The sequence below is a fragment of the Vibrio sp. Vf1514 genome (genome assembly GCF_052076135.1).
Classification (GTDB): Bacteria; Pseudomonadota; Gammaproteobacteria; order Enterobacterales; family Vibrionaceae; genus Vibrio; species Vibrio furnissii.
This window is the reverse complement of the sequence record NZ_CP197267.1, coordinates 2,627,453-2,647,382: the sequence shown is the minus strand read 5'-3', so window position 1 is coordinate 2,647,382 and position 19,930 is coordinate 2,627,453. Positions and strand designations below refer to the sequence as shown.

General features: G+C 52.4%; 13 protein-coding genes. 8 read left to right on the top strand and 5 right to left on the bottom strand.

What is annotated here, in order from left to right:
* The first annotated feature begins 94 nt into the window (after positions 1–94).
* From ACS18Q_RS12240 to ACS18Q_RS12205, 8 genes are all read left to right on the top strand, one after another.
* Entirely contained in the window at positions 95–2,344 is a 2,250-nt protein-coding gene (locus ACS18Q_RS12240; protein ID WP_394625048.1) for a patatin-like phospholipase family protein, read from the top strand.
* Between the two features lie 244 nt (positions 2,345–2,588).
* Entirely contained in the window at positions 2,589–5,186 is a 2,598-nt protein-coding gene (gene acnB, locus ACS18Q_RS12235) for a bifunctional aconitate hydratase 2/2-methylisocitrate dehydratase (protein WP_014204474.1), read from the top strand.
* Between the two features lie 124 nt (positions 5,187–5,310).
* The gene (locus ACS18Q_RS12230; protein WP_143680357.1) at positions 5,311–5,682 is read left to right on the top strand and encodes a YacL family protein; all 372 of its coding nucleotides are present in this window, start codon (positions 5,311–5,313) and stop codon (positions 5,680–5,682) included.
* A 206-nt stretch (positions 5,683–5,888) separates the two neighbouring features.
* On the top strand, positions 5,889–6,227 hold the full coding sequence (locus ACS18Q_RS12225) for a P-II family nitrogen regulator (RefSeq protein ID WP_004729026.1): 339 nt from the start codon (positions 5,889–5,891) through the stop codon (positions 6,225–6,227).
* 26 nt (positions 6,228–6,253) lie between these two features.
* The gene (locus ACS18Q_RS12220; protein ID WP_004729025.1) at positions 6,254–7,483 is read left to right on the top strand and encodes an ammonium transporter; all 1,230 of its coding nucleotides are present in this window, start codon (positions 6,254–6,256) and stop codon (positions 7,481–7,483) included.
* Positions 7,484–7,623: 140 nt separating this feature from the next.
* On the top strand, positions 7,624–8,637 hold the full coding sequence (locus ACS18Q_RS12215; protein WP_014204475.1) for a Fe(3+) ABC transporter substrate-binding protein: 1,014 nt from the start codon (positions 7,624–7,626) through the stop codon (positions 8,635–8,637).
* 100 nt (positions 8,638–8,737) lie between these two features.
* Positions 8,738–10,363, top strand: coding sequence for an ABC transporter permease (locus ACS18Q_RS12210; RefSeq protein ID WP_038152687.1), 1,626 nt, complete (start codon positions 8,738–8,740; stop codon positions 10,361–10,363).
* Positions 10,363–11,394 (top strand): ABC transporter ATP-binding protein, encoded by a 1,032-nt coding sequence (locus ACS18Q_RS12205; RefSeq protein ID WP_158140214.1) that lies wholly within the window; start codon positions 10,363–10,365, stop codon positions 11,392–11,394. The genes ACS18Q_RS12210 and ACS18Q_RS12205 overlap by 1 nt, the downstream gene beginning before the upstream one ends.
* A 52-nt stretch (positions 11,395–11,446) precedes the next feature.
* Here ACS18Q_RS12205 and ACS18Q_RS12200 read toward each other — a convergent pair whose 3' ends face one another.
* The 5 genes from ACS18Q_RS12200 to ACS18Q_RS12180 form a co-directional block, all read right to left on the bottom strand.
* Positions 11,447–12,859, bottom strand: a complete 1,413-nt coding sequence (locus ACS18Q_RS12200; RefSeq protein ID WP_441257122.1) for a phosphoglucomutase/phosphomannomutase family protein — start codon at positions 12,857–12,859, stop codon at positions 11,447–11,449.
* Between the two features lie 47 nt (positions 12,860–12,906).
* Complete coding sequence (locus ACS18Q_RS12195; RefSeq protein WP_441257121.1) at positions 12,907–15,309, bottom strand: GH36-type glycosyl hydrolase domain-containing protein; 2,403 nt, start codon at positions 15,307–15,309, stop codon at positions 12,907–12,909.
* A gap of 69 nt (positions 15,310–15,378) precedes the next feature.
* Complete coding sequence (locus ACS18Q_RS12190) at positions 15,379–17,295, bottom strand: beta-N-acetylhexosaminidase (RefSeq protein WP_238773655.1); 1,917 nt, start codon at positions 17,293–17,295, stop codon at positions 15,379–15,381.
* A 9-nt stretch (positions 17,296–17,304) separates the two neighbouring features.
* Positions 17,305–18,180 (bottom strand): N-acetylglucosamine kinase, encoded by an 876-nt coding sequence (locus tag ACS18Q_RS12185; protein ID WP_154180371.1) that lies wholly within the window; start codon positions 18,178–18,180, stop codon positions 17,305–17,307.
* Positions 18,177–19,901 carry a glycoside hydrolase family 9 protein gene (locus tag ACS18Q_RS12180; RefSeq protein ID WP_441257120.1) on the bottom strand — a complete coding sequence of 575 codons (1,725 nt, stop codon included), beginning with the start codon at positions 19,899–19,901 and terminating at the stop codon, positions 18,177–18,179. The genes ACS18Q_RS12185 and ACS18Q_RS12180 overlap by 4 nt, the downstream gene beginning before the upstream one ends.
* Between the last annotated feature and the right edge of the window lie 29 nt (positions 19,902–19,930).

Here is a 19,930-nt window from a genome sequence, read left to right as displayed (position 1 = left end):
GATAAAAGTAGCGCGATTGTAAAGTAATGAAGGACATACTGTGACCCGTTGGCTGTTCAGCATATTGTGTATTCCAGCTCTGATCTGGCCTGCGATGGTATCGGCACAAGCGCCTTCTGAGGCTTTGGTGTTGGGACATCCTCGACCGAAAATCGCGTTAGTGTTGGCCGGTGGTGGCGCAAAGGGCGCTGCGCACATGGGGGTGCTCAAAGCACTGGAAGAGATGCATGTGCCGGTGGATATCGTGATCGGTACCAGCATGGGCGCGTATGTCGCAGGGCTTTATGCCACTGGGATGAGCGCCGATGAAATCGAAAGCTTCATTTACAGCGTGGATTGGAATACCGGCTACCGCGACCGCGTGAACCGCAGTCAGCGCCGCGTGCGCGACAAAGAATATGAAGACCGCTACCAGCTGACCACCGATCTCGGTGTGCGTTTGGATGGGGTCTACGCGCCGCGTGGTGTGGTGCAGGGGCAGAACATGCTGCGTATTCTGCGTGAAACCTCGGGTAATCTCATGCCGTTTCAATCGTTTGATGATTTAGTGGTGCCGTTTCGCGCGGTCGCCACCGACATCATCAAACTGGAACCGGTGGTGCTCGACAAAGGCTACTTGGTCGATGCGATGATGGCGAGTATGTCGGTGCCGGGCGCATTACCGCCGTATGAAATCGATGGCCGCTGGCTGGTTGATGGCGGCGTGACCAACAACATGCCGGTCGATGTGGCGCGTCAAATGGGTGCGGATGTGGTGATCGCGGTCGATATCAGTACCGATTACAAAAGTCAGGAAGCGTTCACGAACTTTCTCACCGTTGCCGACCAACTGTCGAACTACCTGGTGCGCCGCAGTACCGAACTGCAAGCGGAAACGCTGACTGAAGATGATGTGCTACTGCGTCCGCAAGTGGGCCTGATGGAAACCACTGAGTTCGATAAGATGCCGGATGCGTTTGTGAAAGGCTATCAATCTGCGATGGAGCAATCGGATCACCTCAAGAGGCTGTCGTTAACCAGTGCCGATTATCAGCATTATATCGATCACAAAGAAACCTTGCGTCGCCAACTGAAATACGGCGATACCATCACCGTCGATCATGTCGTCATCAATAACCAATCCCACTACAGTGATGTGTTGTTGCAAAACCGCCTTAATCTGGAGGCGGGAGAAAAGCTCTCGACCGAACAAATTGAATCGAGCGTTCAGGATTTGTATGCGCTGGATCGCTTCAAGTTGGTGAGTTACCAATACGAAGAAAAAGATGGCGAAAACAATCTGGTCATTGATGTTCATGAGAAATCATGGGGTCCCAATTACCTCAATTTTCGCTTCTTCCTCGAAGATGATTTCAATACCGACAGCCAATACTCGATTGGTGGCTCACTCAATTTTACCGACATCAACTCACACGGTGCCGAGCTTGCGGTCAACCTGAACATTGGCACCGATAAGTTGCTGGAAGCGGAGCTCTATTCACCCGTGCGCTCAGGACAAAAGGCGTTTTATACTGCCACCTTGCGCTATACCGATGAAAACCGTAGCGTGCCGGTCACGGGCTTTGAAGACACCACGCTGTCGGCGAGCCGCAACTATTTCCCTGTGACCTATCAGACCTTCATGGCGGAAGCGGCGCTGGGCTACCAAGCCAAGTTGTGGCAAGAGTTTAAAGTCGGCGGACGCTATTCTGATGGCTCGGCGAAGTACTCCACGCTACCTGATTTTGCTGATATGGAATTCACGCGCCAGGGGGTGTTCCTGAACTACCGGATCGACTCGTTGGATGATTTCAGCTTGCCGAACAACGGGGTGTACATCGATTTGGAGTACCTCATCTCGCACGATGACGTCTCCATGAAAGAAAGTGGCGTGGCCGACGATGCGTCGGATACGGTTTATGAGCTCTCCGCGAAGGTGATCACGGCTTACAGCTTCCTAAATCGTCATACTTTGGTCGGCAACATTGATTACGGCATCGTGAAGAGCAAAAATTCGATTCAGCCGATCGATCCGAAAACCATCGGTGGTTTTCTCAACTTGTCGGGAATCTCCCGCAACAGCTTGATTGGCCAAAACAAAGCGTACGCGAACCTGATCTATCGCTACCGTTGGTTTGACAATGATTTTGGCCTGTTTACGTCACCAGTCTATCTCGGTGCTTCGATCGAGTACGGTGGCGTTTGGTCTGATCCTGATTTAAGAATTGATACCGCGCCGTTGTACGCTGCGGGATCAGTATTTACCGGCGTGGACTCTCCAATCGGTCCAATCATGTTCGGTTACGGACGCACAGAGCAGAAATACGATTCGATTTATCTGATCATCGGCACCACGTTCAAATAGCTGAAGAACGGAAATTGTGAACATGATTTCCTATAACTTTCGTCTTAAGTTGCTATGTTGGTCAAAATGATGAGATTTTAATTTATCGTTAATTTTGCTATCCTGACGCCCACAGTTTGGCCTCTAGGGCGCTGTTTCTCAGTCAAATTTGAATGAAAACATGGGCAACGGAGAGCCAAGTTTCCAAGGATGTTCACTCACATTTTTATAATAATTGGGTGAACCGCAATGAGAGGAAAAAGTCGTGCTTGAAGCCTACCGTAAACACGTCGAAGAGCGTGCTGCTGAAGGAGTTGTACCTAAACCCCTAGACGCTGAGCAAGTCGCTGGACTTGTTGAGTTACTCAAAAATCCCCCGCAAGGTGAAGAAGATGTTCTTCTTGATCTGCTTGAGAACCGTATTCCTCCAGGCGTTGACGAAGCTGCGTATGTAAAAGCAGGCTTTCTCACCGCAATCACGAAAGGCGATGTGTCATCTCCGCTGGTTAGTCGCGAAAAAGCGGCGACTTTGCTCGGCACCATGCAAGGTGGTTACAACATCGAACCGCTGGTATCGCTGCTGGATGACGCCCAATTGGCACCCATCGCAGCCACCGCGTTGTCGCATACACTGCTGATGTTTGATGCGTTCTACGACGTCGAAGAAAAAGCCAAAGCGGGCAACGCGTTCGCCAAACAGGTGCTGGAATCTTGGGCGGAAGCAGAATGGTTCCTGTCAAAGCCTGCACTGGCTGAAAAAATTACATTGACCGTCTTTAAAGTGACGGGTGAAACCAACACGGATGATTTGTCACCAGCACCCGATGCATGGTCACGTCCGGATATTCCTGTGCACGCGCTCGCGATGCTGAAAAACGAACGCGACGGCATCGTGCCGGATGCGCCGGGACAAATTGGTCCAATTAACCAAATTGAAGCACTGAAAGAAAAAGGTCACCAACTGGTTTACGTCGGTGATGTTGTCGGTACGGGTTCTTCACGTAAGTCGGCGACCAACTCAGTATTGTGGTTCATGGGCGATGACATTCCAAACGTCCCGAACAAACGCGCTGGCGGTTATGTGCTGGGCGGTAAGATTGCACCGATCTTCTTCAATACCATGGAAGATGCGGGCGCCCTGCCAATCGAAGTGGACGTGTCAAAACTGAACATGGGTGACGTGATTGATGTTTACCCATACGAAGGCAAAGTGTGCAACCACGACACTGGTGAAGTCTTGGCGACATTCAAGCTGAAAACCGACGTGCTGATCGACGAAGTCCGCGCGGGTGGCCGTATTCCTCTGATTGTGGGCCGTGGTTTGACAGACAAAGCGCGTCAAGCACTCAATCTGGAAGCATCCACCGTGTTCCGTCGCCCAGTTCCTGTCGCAGACAGTGGCAAAGGCTTCACGCTGGCACAGAAAATGGTCGGCAAAGCGTGTGGCGTCGAAGGGATTCGTCCTGGCACATACTGTGAGCCGAAGATGACCACCGTGGGTTCTCAGGATACCACCGGTCCAATGACGCGTGACGAGCTGAAAGATTTGGCCTGTCTCGGCTTCTCTGCGGATCTGGTGATGCAGTCGTTCTGTCACACTTCGGCTTATCCAAAACCCGTTGACGTGCAAACGCACCACACACTCCCAGACTTCATCATGAACCGCGGCGGCGTGTCACTGCGCCCAGGCGACGGTGTGATTCACTCATGGCTGAACCGCATGCTGCTGCCGGATACGGTGGGTACGGGTGGTGACTCGCATACGCGTTTCCCACTGGGGATTTCATTCCCAGCCGGTTCTGGCCTGGTGGCTTTTGCTGCTGCAACGGGCGTTATGCCGCTCGATATGCCGGAGTCCATTCTGGTGCGTTTCAAAGGGGAGATGCAACCGGGGATCACGCTGCGTGACTTGGTGCATGCGATTCCTTACTACGGCATCAAACAAGGCCTGCTGACGGTTGAAAAAGCCGGTAAGATCAACGAATTCTCTGGCCGCGTGCTGGAAATCGAAGGGGTTGAACACCTGACGGTTGAACAGGCATTCGAACTGTCGGATGCATCAGCAGAGCGTTCAGCGGCCGGTTGTACGGTTAAACTGTCGCAAGAATCTATCGCCGAATACCTGAACTCGAACATCACCATGCTGAAATGGATGATCGCAGAAGGTTACGGTGATCGCCGCACGATCGAACGTCGCATTAAAGCGATGGAAGCATGGTTGGCGACGCCAGATCTGATGGAAGCGGACAAAGACGCAGAATATGCACACGTGATCGAAATCGACTTGGCCGACATCAAAGAACCGATTCTTTGTGCGCCAAACGACCCAGATGACGCGCGTCCGCTGTCTGAAGTTCAAGGCACGCCGATTGATGAAGTGTTCATCGGTTCGTGCATGACCAACATCGGCCACTTCCGCGCTGCAGGTAAACTGCTGGATAAATTCAACGGCCAGCTAGAAACGCGTCTATGGGTGGCACCGCCAACCAAGATGGACCGCGATCAACTGACGGAAGAAGGCTACTACGGCATCTTTGGCCGCTCGGGTGTGCGCATTGAAACGCCGGGATGTTCACTGTGTATGGGTAACCAAGCACGCGTGGCAGATAAAGCGACGGTGATGTCGACGTCAACACGTAACTTCCCGAACCGTTTGGGCACCGGGGCGAATGTGTACTTGGCATCGGCAGAGCTGTCGGCTGTGGGCGCGATTCTCGGCCGCATTCCAACGTTGCAAGAGTATCTGGAATACGCGAAACAGATCGACGCGACGGCAGCTGATACCTACCGTTACCTGAACTTCCACCGCATGAGTGATTACACCAAGAAAGCGGATACCGTGATTTTCCAAGAACCCGCTTAATTACGGATGAAATGACGATTGAAGGTCGCTGCTTGCAGCGGCCTTTTTTTGTGCCGGATTGAGGCTCGTCATTCGGTTTCGCTAGCGCTATACTCGCGCCATCGTCATTAATCGGTCATCATCGATGGAATTTGAATTCACCAAAAATACGCTGCTGGGCGAGTATTACGTCACCTGCAGTATGGAGCATCAGATTGTGGCTCGCTGGCTGCAAGAAGAAATCGCGCAAGACCGCACAAAAATCGAGCATGTGTTGGGGCTGTTGGAAAAAGCGCACCAATGTCCTGCACAAGAGTGGTCATACCCGGGGCGTGAAATCTCACTGATGATTTGTGGGGACGAAGTGACGGTGCAGGATAACGCGCTGAACTATGGCCATGATATTGAGTTAGAAAGTGAATTTGAACTTTATGACAGTGAGAGTGTGGCGCAGTGCGGCCTAGAAGATTTTGAGTCGCTGTTGATGCAATGGCAGGATTTCCTCGCCGGTTACTGAGTTGGCCTCTCGTCAAGCTGCACCCATGTGGTGAAGAAAGCAAAAGTCGCCTTATTTTTGGGAAAGGGTTGCACAATAAATGTGCAACCCTTTTTGTTTTTTGAAGCGAAATCTCACTAAGTTATTATTTATCAATCAGTTAAAAAGTTGGCACGCACCTTGGATTAATAGAACTGTAAATGGACTACAGCTTCAGAGAGGACGCGATGAAACTCATTAACGCAATCATCAAACCATTCAAACTTGACGATGTTCGTGAAGCCCTGGCCGATGTCGGCATCGAAGGGATGACCGTATCAGAAGTCAAAGGCTTTGGCCGTCAGAAAGGTCATACCGAACTTTACCGCGGTGCAGAGTACCAAGTGGACTTTCTACCGAAGGTGAAAATCGAAATCGCCACACAAGCGGACAATGTCGATCGTGTGCTAGAAGCGATCATCAAAGCCGCACACACGGGCAAGATTGGCGATGGCAAAATTTTTGTTTACGACTTGAGCCACGCAGTTCGTATTCGCACTGGCGAAATGGACGCGGAAGCACTTTAAGATTCAAAGGACTGGAGACGACTATTATGGAACTGTCAGTTACGGTAGCGGAGTTACGCTACGCACTGGATACATTCTTTTTCCTCATTTCGGGCGCATTGGTCATGTGGATGGCGGCAGGATTTGCCATGCTGGAAGCTGGCCTCGTGCGTTCAAAAAACACCACGGAAATTCTGACTAAAAACTTTGTACTGTACGCGATTGCTTGTACCACTTACCTCGTGGTCGGCTACAACATCATGTATGTTGATAATGCCGAAGCGGGTTGGTTACCATCTTTTGGTGCCTTGATTGGTAGCCAAGCAGATGGCGCGGACCACTCTCTCGAGTCGGATTTCTTCTTCCAAGTGGTGTTTGTAGCCACGTCCATGTCTGTGGTCTCGGGCGCCGTTGCAGAGCGTATGAAACTGTGGGCTTTCCTGATTTTCGCGGTCGTGTTTACAACCTTCATCTACACCATTGAAGGGTACTGGACTTGGGGCGGCGGCTTCCTGTCTGCGGCTGGTTTCAGCGACTTCGCGGGTTCAGGTATCGTTCACATGGCGGGTGCAGCTGCGGCGCTGGCAGGGGTTCTATTGCTGGGTGCACGTAAAGGGAAATATGGCAAAAACGGCGAAGTTTACCCGATTCCAGGTTCCAACATGCCACTGGCGACGTTGGGTACATTCATCCTGTGGTTAGGTTGGTTCGGCTTCAACGGCGGCTCTCAATTGATGGTGTCTGACTTTGAAAACGCGACCGCTGTCGGTAAAGTGTTCCTCAACACCAACGCGGCGCCTGCTGCCGGTGCGATTGCTGCGCTGCTGGTATGTAAAACCACGTGGGGCAAAGCTGACCTAACGATGGTGCTGAACGGTGCGTTGGCAGGCCTTGTTGCGATTACAGCGGATCCGCTGTCACCATCACCACTATACTCGGTGGCAATCGGTGCGGTTGCAGGTGTGATTGTGGTGTTCGCGATTGTGGCGCTGGATAAATTGAAAATCGATGATCCAGTGGGCGCTATCTCGGTTCACGGTGTGTGTGGTTTCTTTGGCCTGATGGTTGTGCCTCTGAGCAATGCAGATACGACGTTCGGTGCTCAGTTGCTCGGTTCGGTGGTGATCTTTGCTTGGGTCTTCATTGCAAGCCTGATTGTGTGGGGCATCCTGAAAGCGACGATGGGTATCCGTGTCTCTGAAGAAGAAGAGATGACCGGTATGGACATGCACGACTGCGGTGTAGAGTCTTACCCTGAGTTTGTGACAGTGAAGTAATAATTCGTTACAAAACCTTTGCTAAAAACCTGCCCTATGTGGCAGGTTTTTTATTTTTGCTGATTGTTTTATTAGGCTCGGTCAATATAATTTACGCAATTGATAAGTGTTATCATTAGCAATATTAAAGGACTTGAACCATGAAAAAACTGCTGGCTCTATCGGCACTCGCAGGCTGCGTGATGGCCCCTTCAGTGATGGCGGCTGACGAAGTCAATGTGTACTCTTACCGTCAACCTTTCCTGATTGAACCGATGTTTAAAGAGTTCACGCAAGAGACCGGAATTCAGGTCAACGTGAAGTTTGCTAAAGAAGGCATTGCAGAAAAATTGGCTCAAGAAGGGGAATACAGCCCCGCCGATGTCATTTTGACTTCAGAATTCAGCCGTCTGTTTGAACTGTCGGATAAAGGCTTAACCCAGCCGGTCAAGAGTGCGGTGATCGACGAAAACATTCCGGCGCAATACCGTGACAGTAGTGAAGAGTGGTTCGCTTTGACCATTCGTACGCGCAGCGTTTACTCATCACGTGACCGCGTAGGCAAACTGGGTGACGATTTCGATTATCTTGATCTGGCGAATCCACAATACAAAGGCAAGATCTGTACGCGTAGCGGAAAACACCCTTACAACATTGCGCTGGTGGCGGCGATGATCGCAAATCACGGTGAAGCGGAAACCAAAACGTGGTTGCAAGGGGTAAAAGCGAACTTGGCGCGTAAACCGCAAGGCAACGATCGCGACCAAGTTCGCGCCATCAAAGAAGGCCTGTGTGATTTGTCGCTGGGCAACAGCTACTACCTTGGCAAAATGCTAGAAGACAAAGAGCAGAAAACGTGGGCTGAATCGGTGTTCATCAACTTCCCGGGTCAACAAGTGCAAGGCACCCACGTCAACGTGAGCGGTATGGCCATGGCCAAATACGCACCGAACCGTGACAACGCGGTGAAGTTGATGGAGTTTTTGACCGGTGAGACCGCGCAGCACATGTATGCCGACGTGAACTTTGAGTATCCAGTGAAACCTGGCGTTGAGCGCTCAAAACTGGTGGCATCTTGGGGCGAGTTTAAGTCTGACGCTTTGCCGCTCGAGAAAATTGCCGACAATCACGCCGCAGCGATCAAGCTGTTGGACGAAGTCAAATTTGACCTGTAAATGAGTCTAGGGGTATAACTATACCCCTGATTTATTAAAGGGATATGAGATGTATTTGCAGATGCATTTATGCCTTATACCGCCTGACAGTTTCTAGGCAATGAAAGAAAAACATCTTCTATGGAAAACCAGTAGTGTGGCTTTGGCAACCCTGCTGGTTTTGCCGATCTTAGCGATCTTCTTTACCGCCATCGGTCAAACAGATGATGTCTTTGCGCATCTGATGTCGACCGTGATGCCCACCTATGCGCTGAACACCGTCCTTCTCACGTTGAGCGTGATGGCGCTTTCGCTGGTGTTTGGTATTCCCAGTGCTTGGTTGATGGCGATGTGTCGTCTGCCGGGCGAAAAAATGCTGCAATGGGCGCTGGTGCTGCCGCTCGCCATTCCCGGTTATATCGTCGGTTATATCTTTACCGGGTGGTTTGATTACGCGGGGCCGATTCAGGTTTGGCTACGTGAACAAACGGGCTGGATGGCGGGCGAGTATTACTTTCCGGATATTCGCTCTTTGGGCGGTGCCAGTATGGTGCTGGCGTTGGTCTTATATCCCTACGTGTATCTGATGTGCCGCGCTTCGTTCATGGAGCAGAATGTGTCGCTGTTGCAGTCGGCACGTTTGCTGAAATGCTCACCATGGGAAAGCTTTCGTCGTATCTCGCTGCCATTAGTTCGTCCATCGATGGCGGTTGCTTTATCGCTGGTGGCGATGGAAACCGTGGGCGATTTCGGCACGGTGAGCTACTTCGCCGTGAACACGCTAACCACGGCGGTATATGACACCTGGATGAATTATTCCAATTTAACCGCCGCGGCCAAAATTTCAGCGGTGATGTTGGTGATTGTACTGCTGCTCCTCAGCGCCGAGCGCTACAGTCGCCGCCGGCAAAAGCTCTATCAAAGCCAATTCAATAGCCATGAAGATTTTCGTTACACCTTGCAGGGGTGGAAAAAATGGGCGGCATTGTTGTGGTGCTGGGGACTGGTGTGCGTGGCCTTTATCTTTCCGCTACTACAACTGCTCAGCTACGCCTATACCTACTTTGAGCAGAGTTGGACGGCAGAGTTCCGTGAATACGCGTGGAACAGCCTGCAAGTTTCGCTGAGTGCTGCGGTGATTGCTGTGAGTGTGGCATTGGTGGTGAATTTCTACGCGCGGCTGAAACAAAATCGCCCCAGCATTGCGCTGATGCGCCTGTCGTCCATGGGCTATGCAGTGCCGGGAACTGTGCTTGCCATTGGCGTGATGGTGCCAGTGTTAACGCTCGATCATGCGGTCAACGATGTAGCCAAAGCGATGCATTGGGGCCGGCCGGGATTGATTTTCTCCGGGACCATGTTTGCCATTATTTTTGCGCTGATTGTGCGTTTTTCGGCGGTGGCCATTGGTAGCATTGAAAGCAGTTTAAACCGCATTTCGCCGTCGCTGGACATGGCGGCGCGGACAATGGGCTGCCAAGCCAATGGCATGTTGTGGCGAGTGCATTTACCGTTGGTGCGGCGCGGCGCGCTGATTGCGGGTCTGTTGGTGTTCATTGAGTCGATGAAAGAGCTCAATGCTGCGCTGTTACTGCGCCCGTTCAACTTCGAAACCTTGGCCACCTACGTGTACAATTATGCCTCCGATGAGCATTTGGAATTGGCGGCATTGCCTGCTGTGTTACTGGTGCTGGTCGGTCTGATCCCTCTTGTTGTTGTTAACCGTTCTCTGGAGCAAACCCACTGATGAGCTGTGCATTATCGATTCAACATCTGACTTGTCAGTACGAGACGCAAACGGTCCTGGAATCACTGTCGCTGAATGTCGAACAGGGTGAGATTGTGTGTTTGTTGGGGGCCAGTGGTTGCGGAAAAACGACCTTACTGAAAGCGATCGCGGGGTTGTTGCCCTTGTCGTCGGGCATCATGAGTCTCAATGGCGTTACGATTGACGATGGCGAGCATTGGCTGCCACCCGAGCAACGCAACATCGGGATGATCTTCCAAGACTATGCGCTGTTCCCCCACTTGACCGTGGCGGACAATATCGCTTTTGGTTTGCGCCACATGTCGACAACGGCGCGTCAGTTGCAAGTTCAACAGATGTTGGAGTTAGTGCATTTAAGTGGTTATGGTGACCGTTATCCGCACCAACTTTCGGGCGGACAGCAGCAACGTGTGGCAATCGCACGTTCATTGGCCTATAAGCCCGATCTGCTGCTGCTGGATGAACCATTTTCCAATATTGACACTCAGGTGCGCCATGACCTGATTGCCGAGATTCGTAAGATCTTCAAAAAGCAGGGGGTGACGGCGATTTTTGTCACTCACTCGCGAGAAGAGGCGTTTGCCTTTGCCGACAAAATGGCGGTGATGAATCATGGGGTCATCGAGCAATACGGCACCGCGTCGGCGTTGTATTATCGTCCGTCGAGCAAGTTTGTTGCTGATTTTCTAGGTGGCGGCAGTTACCTGCCTGCGACACGTATGGATGAACAGCGTTATCAAACGCCGCTCGGTGTGGTGGACGCGCAGGCGCAGCAAAGTATTGCGCTGGGCAGTGAATGTGAGCTGCTACTGCGTCCCCAACAGGTCATGATTCGCGCTGATGCCGAGAGTAGCGTTGTGGTACTCGAGCAGCAATTTATGGGCGATCATTGTCGCTATGTGATTGATGCACATGGTTCCACGTTATTGGCGACCTCATCGCAAGGTTTGTCTGTGGGACAAACCGTGGCTGTGAACATTGATACACAAGGCGTATTGGCCTTTGCATAAGACAAAAAAAGCCCGGTGGACAGACCGGGCTTTGGTTTTTTACAGCGCTGGATTACAAGGACAGAAATTGTTTCATTTGCTGTAAAACTCGTTCTGCGGTGTCTTTGTCGTGCATTTCAGCAAAGATACGCAGCAGAGGTTCGGTGCCGGAGAAGCGCGCAATCACCCAGCCGCCGTTACGGAAATAGACTTTCGCCCCATCTTCGTAGCTGACTTTTTCAACCTCAAATTCAAATTCAGGCAACTGTTTTTCCACGTAGAGTTTCGAGTAGAGTTCTGCTTTCTGCGCGGGCTTAAATTTACAATCCCCTTCGGCAGTGTATGCATAGCCATAGCGGTTGTAGATTTCGCTCAGCAACTCAGACAGCTTTTTCCCCGTCACACTGATCATTTCCACCAATAGGCTCGATGCGAATACGCCATCTTTGCCTTTAATGTGACCACGAATGGTCAGACCGCCGGAACTCTCGCCGCCGATCAGTGAGTCGTCGGCCTCCATTTGGGAGCTGATGTGCTTAAAGCCTACCGGAACCTCAAAGCTCTTTTCGCCATGGTCGGCGGCGACTTTATCTAGCAGATGCGTGGTCGCGATATTACGCACCACTGAGCCTTTCCAGCCTTTGTATTCGAGTAGGTAGTAGTAGAGCAGCAACAGCACTTCATTGGGATGAATGAAGTGACCTTTTTCGTCAATGATCCCCAAACGATCGGCATCGCCATCAGTGCCAATACCAATGTCGTAGCCTTCATCTTTGACCAAGTGTTGCAGGCGATACAGTGTTGCAGCGTTGGGTGAAGGCATCAAGCCACCGAAATCTGGGTTTTTGCCATCGTTGATCACGTCGACGTCACAGCGGCCACTGATCAAGACGGTTTGCAGCGCGTTTTTCGCCACGCCAAACATCGGATCGATCAACACACGCAGGTTGGCGCGTTTAATCGCTTCAATGTCGATAAAGTCGATGATCGAATCGACAAACTCATTCATTGGGTTGATCACTTGAATGCGACCGTTGGCGACCGCTTGATCAAAGTCTTCGCTGCGGACATCGGAAGCAGTCAGTGTGCTAACTTGCTGCTCGATCTTGTGGGTGATCACTTCATCGGCGTCGCGTCCACCTTGAATGAAGACTTTGATCCCGTTGTAGTCTGCCGGGTTATGTGAGGCGGTGATGCACGCAGAATAGGCGCAGTTCATCGCTTTGGCCTTATACATCACCACCGGCGTAGGCACAAACTTATCAATGAAGCTGACGGTGATGTGGTTGCCTGCCAAGACCTCGGCAAACCAACGGCCTGCTTTGTCTGACAGAAAACGGCGGTCATAACCGATCACGAATCCGCTGTCGGCCACTTGCTCGTGGTTGATGATGTTGGCCACGGCTTGTGCGACCAGACGAACGTTGTCTTTAGTAAACTCTTCGCCGATAAAGGCGCGCCAACCACCCGTACCAAATTGAATCATGCTATGTCTCCTTACGAGGGTGCCGCTGGGCGGCACCCGAAATCGGATTAACCTAAAATCACCGTGACTTGATTTTCGCTGCCTGCCGGTTGGGCATTAATGGCATCGACCGCTTCACCGTTGACCAGAATCGATTGCACGCCTTTGCTGACGCCATTCGGGTTTTGGACTGAGATGTGATACGTCGCACCGCGCCACTCGCGCGTGACCTCAAAGCCCGACCAAGCGGCAGGAATACATGGATCCACGGTCAAGGTGTCAAATCCGGTACGCACTCCCAAAATGAAGTTGGTGGTCGCGTAGTAGGCCCAGCCCGATGTACCGGTGAGCCAAGGGTGGTTTGCACGGCCGTGATCTTGGTGGTCGCGACCCATGATGAATTGCACGTAGGAATATGGCTCTGCCACGCGCGTTTCAATGATGTCGTTCTGGTTGTATGGGTTGAGCGAATCGTAGAATTCCATCGCGCGATCACCGCGTCCCAGTTTGGCTTCGGCGACCCATGCCCACGGGTTCGGATGCGAGAAAATCGCACCGTTTTCTTTCACGCCTTGGTAGACGCGGGTGACAAAACCGATGTCATCGTTGGGCGTTGCAAACGAGGGGGCGTTGAGGTGTAAACCGTATGGGGAGAACAGATACTCATACACGGCATCCATGGCTTTTTCGCCGCGCTGCTGCGAGACGGCGCCAGACAAGACGGCCAGCGTATTGGACTCAAGGTGAACCTTGCCTTCCTGTTGCTCAAACGTGCCGATTTTGTCGCCATCTTTGGTCAGGCCGCGAATGTACCAGCCGCCATTGTCATCCCACAAATGGGTTTCACATGCTTCGCGCACACCGTTGGCCATCGCCTGGTATTTGTCGATGGCTGCCGCATCTTGACGATGACGTGCCAGTTCCAAGAACGCTTCCAACGCCCAGAAATGCAGGAAGGACACCATGGCAGACTCGCCGCCGCCAAGGTTGAGGCAGTCGTTCCAGTCGGCGCGTAAGCCTTTACAAATACCGGTTTGACCCACGTATTCCGCAGAGAAATCCAAGGCTGCCATCATGTGTTGGTACACGGTCGCATCGCCGCCGTCAGCATAAGGGATCACTTCATCAATAAAGCTCAGATCCCCCGTCTCTTTGACGAAGTTGAGAATGGTCGGCACGATCCACAGGTGGTCATCCGAGCAGGTGTCTTTGATGCCGTGGATCTTGTCTTCATCCGATGGGGTGGGGGCCACCGTCGGTGATTTCGACGGTTTGACATCGGCTTTTTCTGGATCGAACCAATCTGGATCAAACAAGTGTAGACCGTAGCCCGCTTTCACTTGCCCACGCAACAGATCCACCAGACGTTTACGGGTCATGGCGGGGTTGGTGTGCGGGACGGAGATCGCATCTTGCGCCGTGTCGCGATAACCCAAGCCTGTGCGGCCACCGACTTCAATGAACGAGGCAAAGCGTGACCACACCACGCAGGTTTCGGCTTGATACAGAGTCCAAGCGTTGATCATGGTGTCCAAACCTTGGTTGGGAGAACGCACTTGGAATTTCGCGCAGCGTTCGTCCCAATGCTGTTTGATGCCCGCAAAAGCGGCATCGACTTGGCTGAGGTCTTGATACTTCGCTCGTAGTTTCTCCCCGTTGCCTTTACCGACTCCCAGAATCACGGCAAAGCGGACTTTTTCACCCGGTTGCAGCACAAACTGTTTGTGCAGGGCGCCACAGTGGTTGTAGCAGGTTTGCGCGCTGTTCGAGCAGCGACCGTTAGCAACGGCAATCGGGTTGGCTTCGTCGCGGTACATGCCGAGAAACGCATCACGCTGACCGTCGTAACTATCCGCATCAAACGTGGCGGTCAGATAGTAGAATCCGAGGAAATCATCAGTGTTGTAGTACAGGTCGTATTCCAGAACGCCATTGTTGTATTCGGTGCCCGCAGAGTAGAGTGACATCTGGTGGTTCTGGTTGTCTGAGGCGATGTGGCTGAACGAGAACTCAACATAGCCGAATGCGCTGATCGTGCGTGGTTGATCGGAGGTGTTTTCAATTTCAACATCCCACACCTGCGCATCTTCGCCTTTCGGTACGAACAACGTTTTCGTGGCCACAATGCCGTTGTAATCACAACGGAATTTGGAGTAGGACAAACCATGGCGCACTTCGTAATGGGCATCGTCAAGGTTTTTGGCAACGGGCTGCCAAGAGACCGACCAGAAATCACCGGTTTCATCATCGCGCAAATAGATGTAATGCCCGGGACGATCTTGTGTGAAGTTCGGACGGAACTTGGTCACACGGTTGTACTCGGGTGAGTGATAGAACGAGTAGCCCCCCGCATTATGGGAGATGACGGTGCAGAATTTTTCCGTGCCGAGGTAGTTGGTCCAAGGTGCAGGAACATCGGGACGAGTAATGACGTATTCGCGATTGTCGTTATCGAAATAGCCGTATTTCATGGTAATTTCCTTTTTAAACAGTGGCGCATTGGCGCCACTCAATGTCGATGCTAGAGAAAACGTGTTGCGTTATGCTTTCCAAGGCGCCCGGTAGCGGATGCCTTGTTGATCAAGTTGGGGTAAATGGCCTTTGAGGCGCGCCAGGTAATCCAGCCAATCACGCTGGGATTTTTGTGTCCAAGCCGCTTCCGCCAGTGCGGTCAAACGCGGATAGATCATGTAGTCCATGCGGTCTTGATTGTTGACCAGTTCACACCACAGCGCGCACTGAATCCCCAAAATGCGTTTGCGCAGCGGGTCGTGTTCTGGCACCTCGACCAGCGGCTCGTAGCGATAGGCGCGCTCCAGTGGCGTCACGCCAGCCCAGTCGACGCCCGGCTCTTCTGGCGCGTAGTCTTGCGCAATGTCGAGGTACGTAAACTGTCCCGGTTGTAAAATGACATCAAACCCTTGACGGGCGCAGTTCAGTGCGGCTTGTTCGGATAACCAAGAATAAATCACGGTATCTTTGCTGACTTTGTCACCATGCTGCGCTTCTTCCCAACCGACCATGCGTTTGCCGAGTGATTTGAGCTTCTTCTCCGCATAGCGCAGCAGGTGCCCTTGTAACTCTTTGGCGTCGGTGTAGCCCTCTTCTGCCATCAATGCCTGACATTTCGGGCTGTTGACCCACACGCCATCTGGCACTTCATCGGCGCCAATGTGAATGAAATGGCTCGGAAACAGCGCGGCCACTTCCTCCAATACGCAATCGAGAAAACGGTAGGTGCCGGGCAGGGCTGGCGATAGCACGTTGTCGTTGTAGTACTGAATGCTGCGGTATTGTGATTGGTCATCTTCGTCAAATAGCCATTCCGGTAAGGCTTTGATCGCCGCTCGGCTGTGACCGGGAATGTCAATTTCTGGAATCACCGTGATGCCGCGTTCTGCGGCGTAGGCGATCACTTCACGGATCTCCTCTTGGGTGTAAAAGCCACCGTGTTTTTCGGTCAGCAGGCTGTATTGCGGTTCCAGGACTTCATCCACACCGCGCCACGCGCCAATGTCGGTCAATTGAGGTAGAGACTTAATTTCAATGCGCCAACCTTCATCATCGGTCAGATGCCAATGAAAGGTGTTGAATTTGTAATGCGCCAGTTGGTTGATGAGGCGTTTAACGCGCTCCAGCGGATGAAAATGACGCGCGCAATCCAGCATCATGCCGCGGTATTTAAAGCGCGGTGCGTCTTTGATAACGATGTGTGGCACCAGCAGGTTGTCGCCATCTGGGCGAACCAATTGCAGCAATGTCGCACTGGCATGGACAAAGCCGATGTGACTGCTGGCTTCCAAACGAATACCTTTGCGGTCGACTGACAGCAGATAGGCGCCTTCATCCAGCGTTGGGTTGGTGCGTAGCACAATGTCGGCGCTGCCAATATCGTGTGGCTGCCACTGATAGAGATGCGTCAGTTCTTGCTTGAGCCACGTGGCGGCAGTTTCTGCACAAGAGGATTGCAATGAAATCTGGCTGCCGGCGGTAAGGGCAAATTCACCATCCAAGCGTTCGATATGATTGGGTTTGGGTAACAGGCTCAACGTCGCGGCATCCGTGGCCGGGATCTCGCTGCGTTCCCGATAGGGGGAGGCGAGTGCGATGGGGGTGACGATCACGTCGTGACGAACCCGCGGCTCTACATCATTAATTTGGACAAACGCGGCTTTGATGCCGTCGGTGTAATAGTGAAACGGCGCGGTTTTGATGCTGAATTCGCAGTAGAAATGGCTGTTGGCCTTTATCACGTCCTGCTCCGGCGTGAGCGAACAGAAACTGCCGACTTGATGAATCTGGCTGTGACTGATGCTATCGGGCTGAATGTAGCGATCGATGGTGAAATGCAGGCTCCAGGCCTTTAAGTCCTGATCGCTGAGGTTATGCAGCGTCAAGCCAAAACGGCAGAACTGTGGATGTTCTGACAATACCGCGAAGTCTATTCGATAGTTCATGAGCAACCCTTAATACAAATTATGCTCGGCTTTGCCGGCAAACATTAATGCGCCCTCCATCGCATCCGCTTGCGGTGCGACGATCCATTGCTGAACGGGAGGGGATAACCATGCGTGAATGCGTTCCGCGATGCTGCCCATCAAGCAGATTCGCTGTGCCCCTTTGCGATGCAGGGCGTTCAAAAACATTTCGATATCCGCTGCTGTCTGTTTCAGCAGGGATATTGCTAGCGTGTCACCTTGATTCGCCAACGCGAAAATCTGCGGCGAAAATTGACCATAGTCGCGAGGTAAAGCGGATTTCGACCAAGCGACAATGGCGTCAACATCGTGTTCAAAATGCTGCATGACACACTGACTAAGTGGCGTCGCCGGATAAATACCATCTTCAATCAGCAGCACTTGTTGAATCAGGCGCAGTCCCATCACCGCGCCACTGCCCTGATCGGAGATCGGGAACTCACGTCCCCCCACCACGTGCTGGTGGCCGTCTTGCAAGAACAAACCGCATGAGCCCGTGCCAGCAATCATGATGGCGCCGTTGTCACCGTGGTGCGCACCGAGGCACGCACCATAGGCATCGGTATTGAGCGTGAGCGACGCAAACGGGTGTGGCAATTGCATAAAGGCATGCCAAGTCGCTTGGTGCTCAGCGCCAGCCAGCGCCAAGCCCACGTGCAGTTGACCAAAGTTATCGTTATTCAGGCCGCCTTGTTCGGCAGCTAAGGTGATGGCGTGAATGACGGCGTCCATCGCGCGTTCCACGCCAAGCAACAGGTTGGCGCTGCCGGTCTTGGCTTCGCCAATCAAAGCGCCGGACGCATCGCGAATACGCGCGCGGCAGGAGGTGCCACCACCATCGATGCCAGCGTAATAGACCTTCATGCCTCACCTCGCTGCGTTGAGAAAAAATCAAATTGGTGAATGATGGCCAGTAGGTACCAAGCGCCATGTGGAATCCATTGCTCGCCCCAACGCCAGTTTTGCAACAGATCTTGATCGTGCGGTGTGGGGTTGAAGGCAATGTCTTGTTCATCATCGAAACCGGCGGTGATGCCGTTGCACACGCCGCCCTTGGCATTAAAGAATCCCAGCTGAGGCAGGTAGTCTGGGTTGTTGCGACCATGGCCGTCGAGCATGCACATGTCGTAGGGGTTGAGGCCGACAATCCAGTCGAGTGCGTTGTGTGCCATTTGCAACAGAGCGTGTTTCAGCGCCTCGTCAGTGAGGTAGGTTTGCGCAGCAAAGGCCATGGTGGCCAGTGACGCCAAACGCGCATTCTCGCCCTGCCACCAGTACCCACTTTCGTTGTCGTGGGTAACAAAAAAGGCACTGCGTTTTCCGCCGTGAACATCGCTGACGTACTGGCGTGGGTAGCCAAACGGGTTGTGCTCTTCACGCGTGATGCTGAGCTCGAATTGACATGCGCGATGAAGAATTTGTATGGCGTTGTGGCGTGCGTTGCTTTCGCTTTCAATCGCCAGATATTGACACAAAGCCAGCGCAGGTAAGCCTGCTTCGACCGCGTGATAATAGGGGCGTGAGCCATCGCGGTTGGCCGACCAGAAATACTGCTGCTGGTCGTCGCTATGCTGACGCGCCATCAAGCGAGTGGCCCATTCGCGCGCTTGGTGCAAGTAATCCGGTTGTTGCGTGGTCGTGTATAGTTCGCACGCGGCCATCAGCGCGCAATACTCATCGATGATGTTCTCTTCGCCATCATCTAAGTAACGTGCATTGTTGGCTTTCAAATGCCAATAGCCGTGTTCAGCCGCAGCCAGATAATGCTGTGGCGTAAACTCTCCGCCGATGCGTTCGCGAGCCGCCGCAGCCAAGGCAGCGATCGCCATACCGCCGCCCTGACGAAAGCCTGCTTGATAGGCATCTGACTTCACGCCTTGTTGAGTGGCATAGGCGCAAATCTCCCGTTGCGCCGTGTCTTTGCTCCATTGATCAAAGACCGTCATATAAAAAAATCCCTCGGGATTTTGCATGCGAAGCAGAAAATCAGCACCAAACAACGCTTCTTCCTTGAGGCGAGTGCGAGAAAACGGTGCAAAACCCGAGTGATTGTCTAAAAGCGCCAGCCCTTTGAACATGTTCCAGACCACCATGGGTGTTTGTTGTGGGTTCAAATAGTTGGCGTAAGAAAGGTGACTTAAATATTTACTGACGTCACCTGAAGCGTCGTACCAGCCTCCGTGCACATCGGCAGTGGTTGATGTGCCCAGAAGCGGTACGTGCTTATCCTGTTGGTCAAACGTGCCGCCGCAGCGTTGGGATTTGAAATAGTGCAGTACATCGGAAAATGTACGTTGCATCAGCACCCCTTCACCTATGGTAAATGGCTGCGATTGCGCGGTTTCGACACATAAATAGAACTCGCCTTCACGGCGAATATGAGAAAAATCAATACGATGAAAATACCCTTGATGCCAGTGAGCAACCTGACCACCACATTGAAAAGCGATGCGCTCAACCGTTCGGTGAGTGCGGGCGCAAACCAATAAGGCTTCTTCAACTTGCAAATAGGCCACATGCGTCAGCAAAACCGCTTGCTTGGGACCGAAAGTTTCATAGCCAATGTGGTTGATGAGTAACTGCATTCAACGTCTCCGAGTGAATTGGCGCCTGC

Coding starts and splice junctions, on each gene's coding strand:
- ACS18Q_RS12240 (WP_394625048.1), top strand. CDS start 95: ATGGTATCGGCACAAGCGCCTTCTGAGGCTTTGGTGTTGGGACATCCT.
- ACS18Q_RS12230 (WP_143680357.1), top strand. CDS start 5,311: ATGGAATTTGAATTCACCAAAAATACGCTGCTGGGCGAGTATTACGTC.
- ACS18Q_RS12225 (WP_004729026.1), top strand. CDS start 5,889: ATGAAACTCATTAACGCAATCATCAAACCATTCAAACTTGACGATGTT.
- ACS18Q_RS12220 (WP_004729025.1), top strand. CDS start 6,254: ATGGAACTGTCAGTTACGGTAGCGGAGTTACGCTACGCACTGGATACA.
- ACS18Q_RS12215 (WP_014204475.1), top strand. CDS start 7,624: ATGAAAAAACTGCTGGCTCTATCGGCACTCGCAGGCTGCGTGATGGCC.
- ACS18Q_RS12210 (WP_038152687.1), top strand. CDS start 8,738: ATGAAAGAAAAACATCTTCTATGGAAAACCAGTAGTGTGGCTTTGGCA.
- ACS18Q_RS12205 (WP_158140214.1), top strand. CDS start 10,363: ATGAGCTGTGCATTATCGATTCAACATCTGACTTGTCAGTACGAGACG.
- ACS18Q_RS12200 (WP_441257122.1), bottom strand. CDS start 12,859: ATGATTCAATTTGGTACGGGTGGTTGGCGCGCCTTTATCGGCGAAGAG.
- ACS18Q_RS12195 (WP_441257121.1), bottom strand. CDS start 15,309: ATGAAATACGGCTATTTCGATAACGACAATCGCGAATACGTCATTACT.
- ACS18Q_RS12190 (WP_238773655.1), bottom strand. CDS start 17,295: ATGAACTATCGAATAGACTTCGCGGTATTGTCAGAACATCCACAGTTC.
- ACS18Q_RS12185 (WP_154180371.1), bottom strand. CDS start 18,180: ATGAAGGTCTATTACGCTGGCATCGATGGTGGTGGCACCTCCTGCCGC.
- ACS18Q_RS12180 (WP_441257120.1), bottom strand. CDS start 19,901: ATGCAGTTACTCATCAACCACATTGGCTATGAAACTTTCGGTCCCAAG.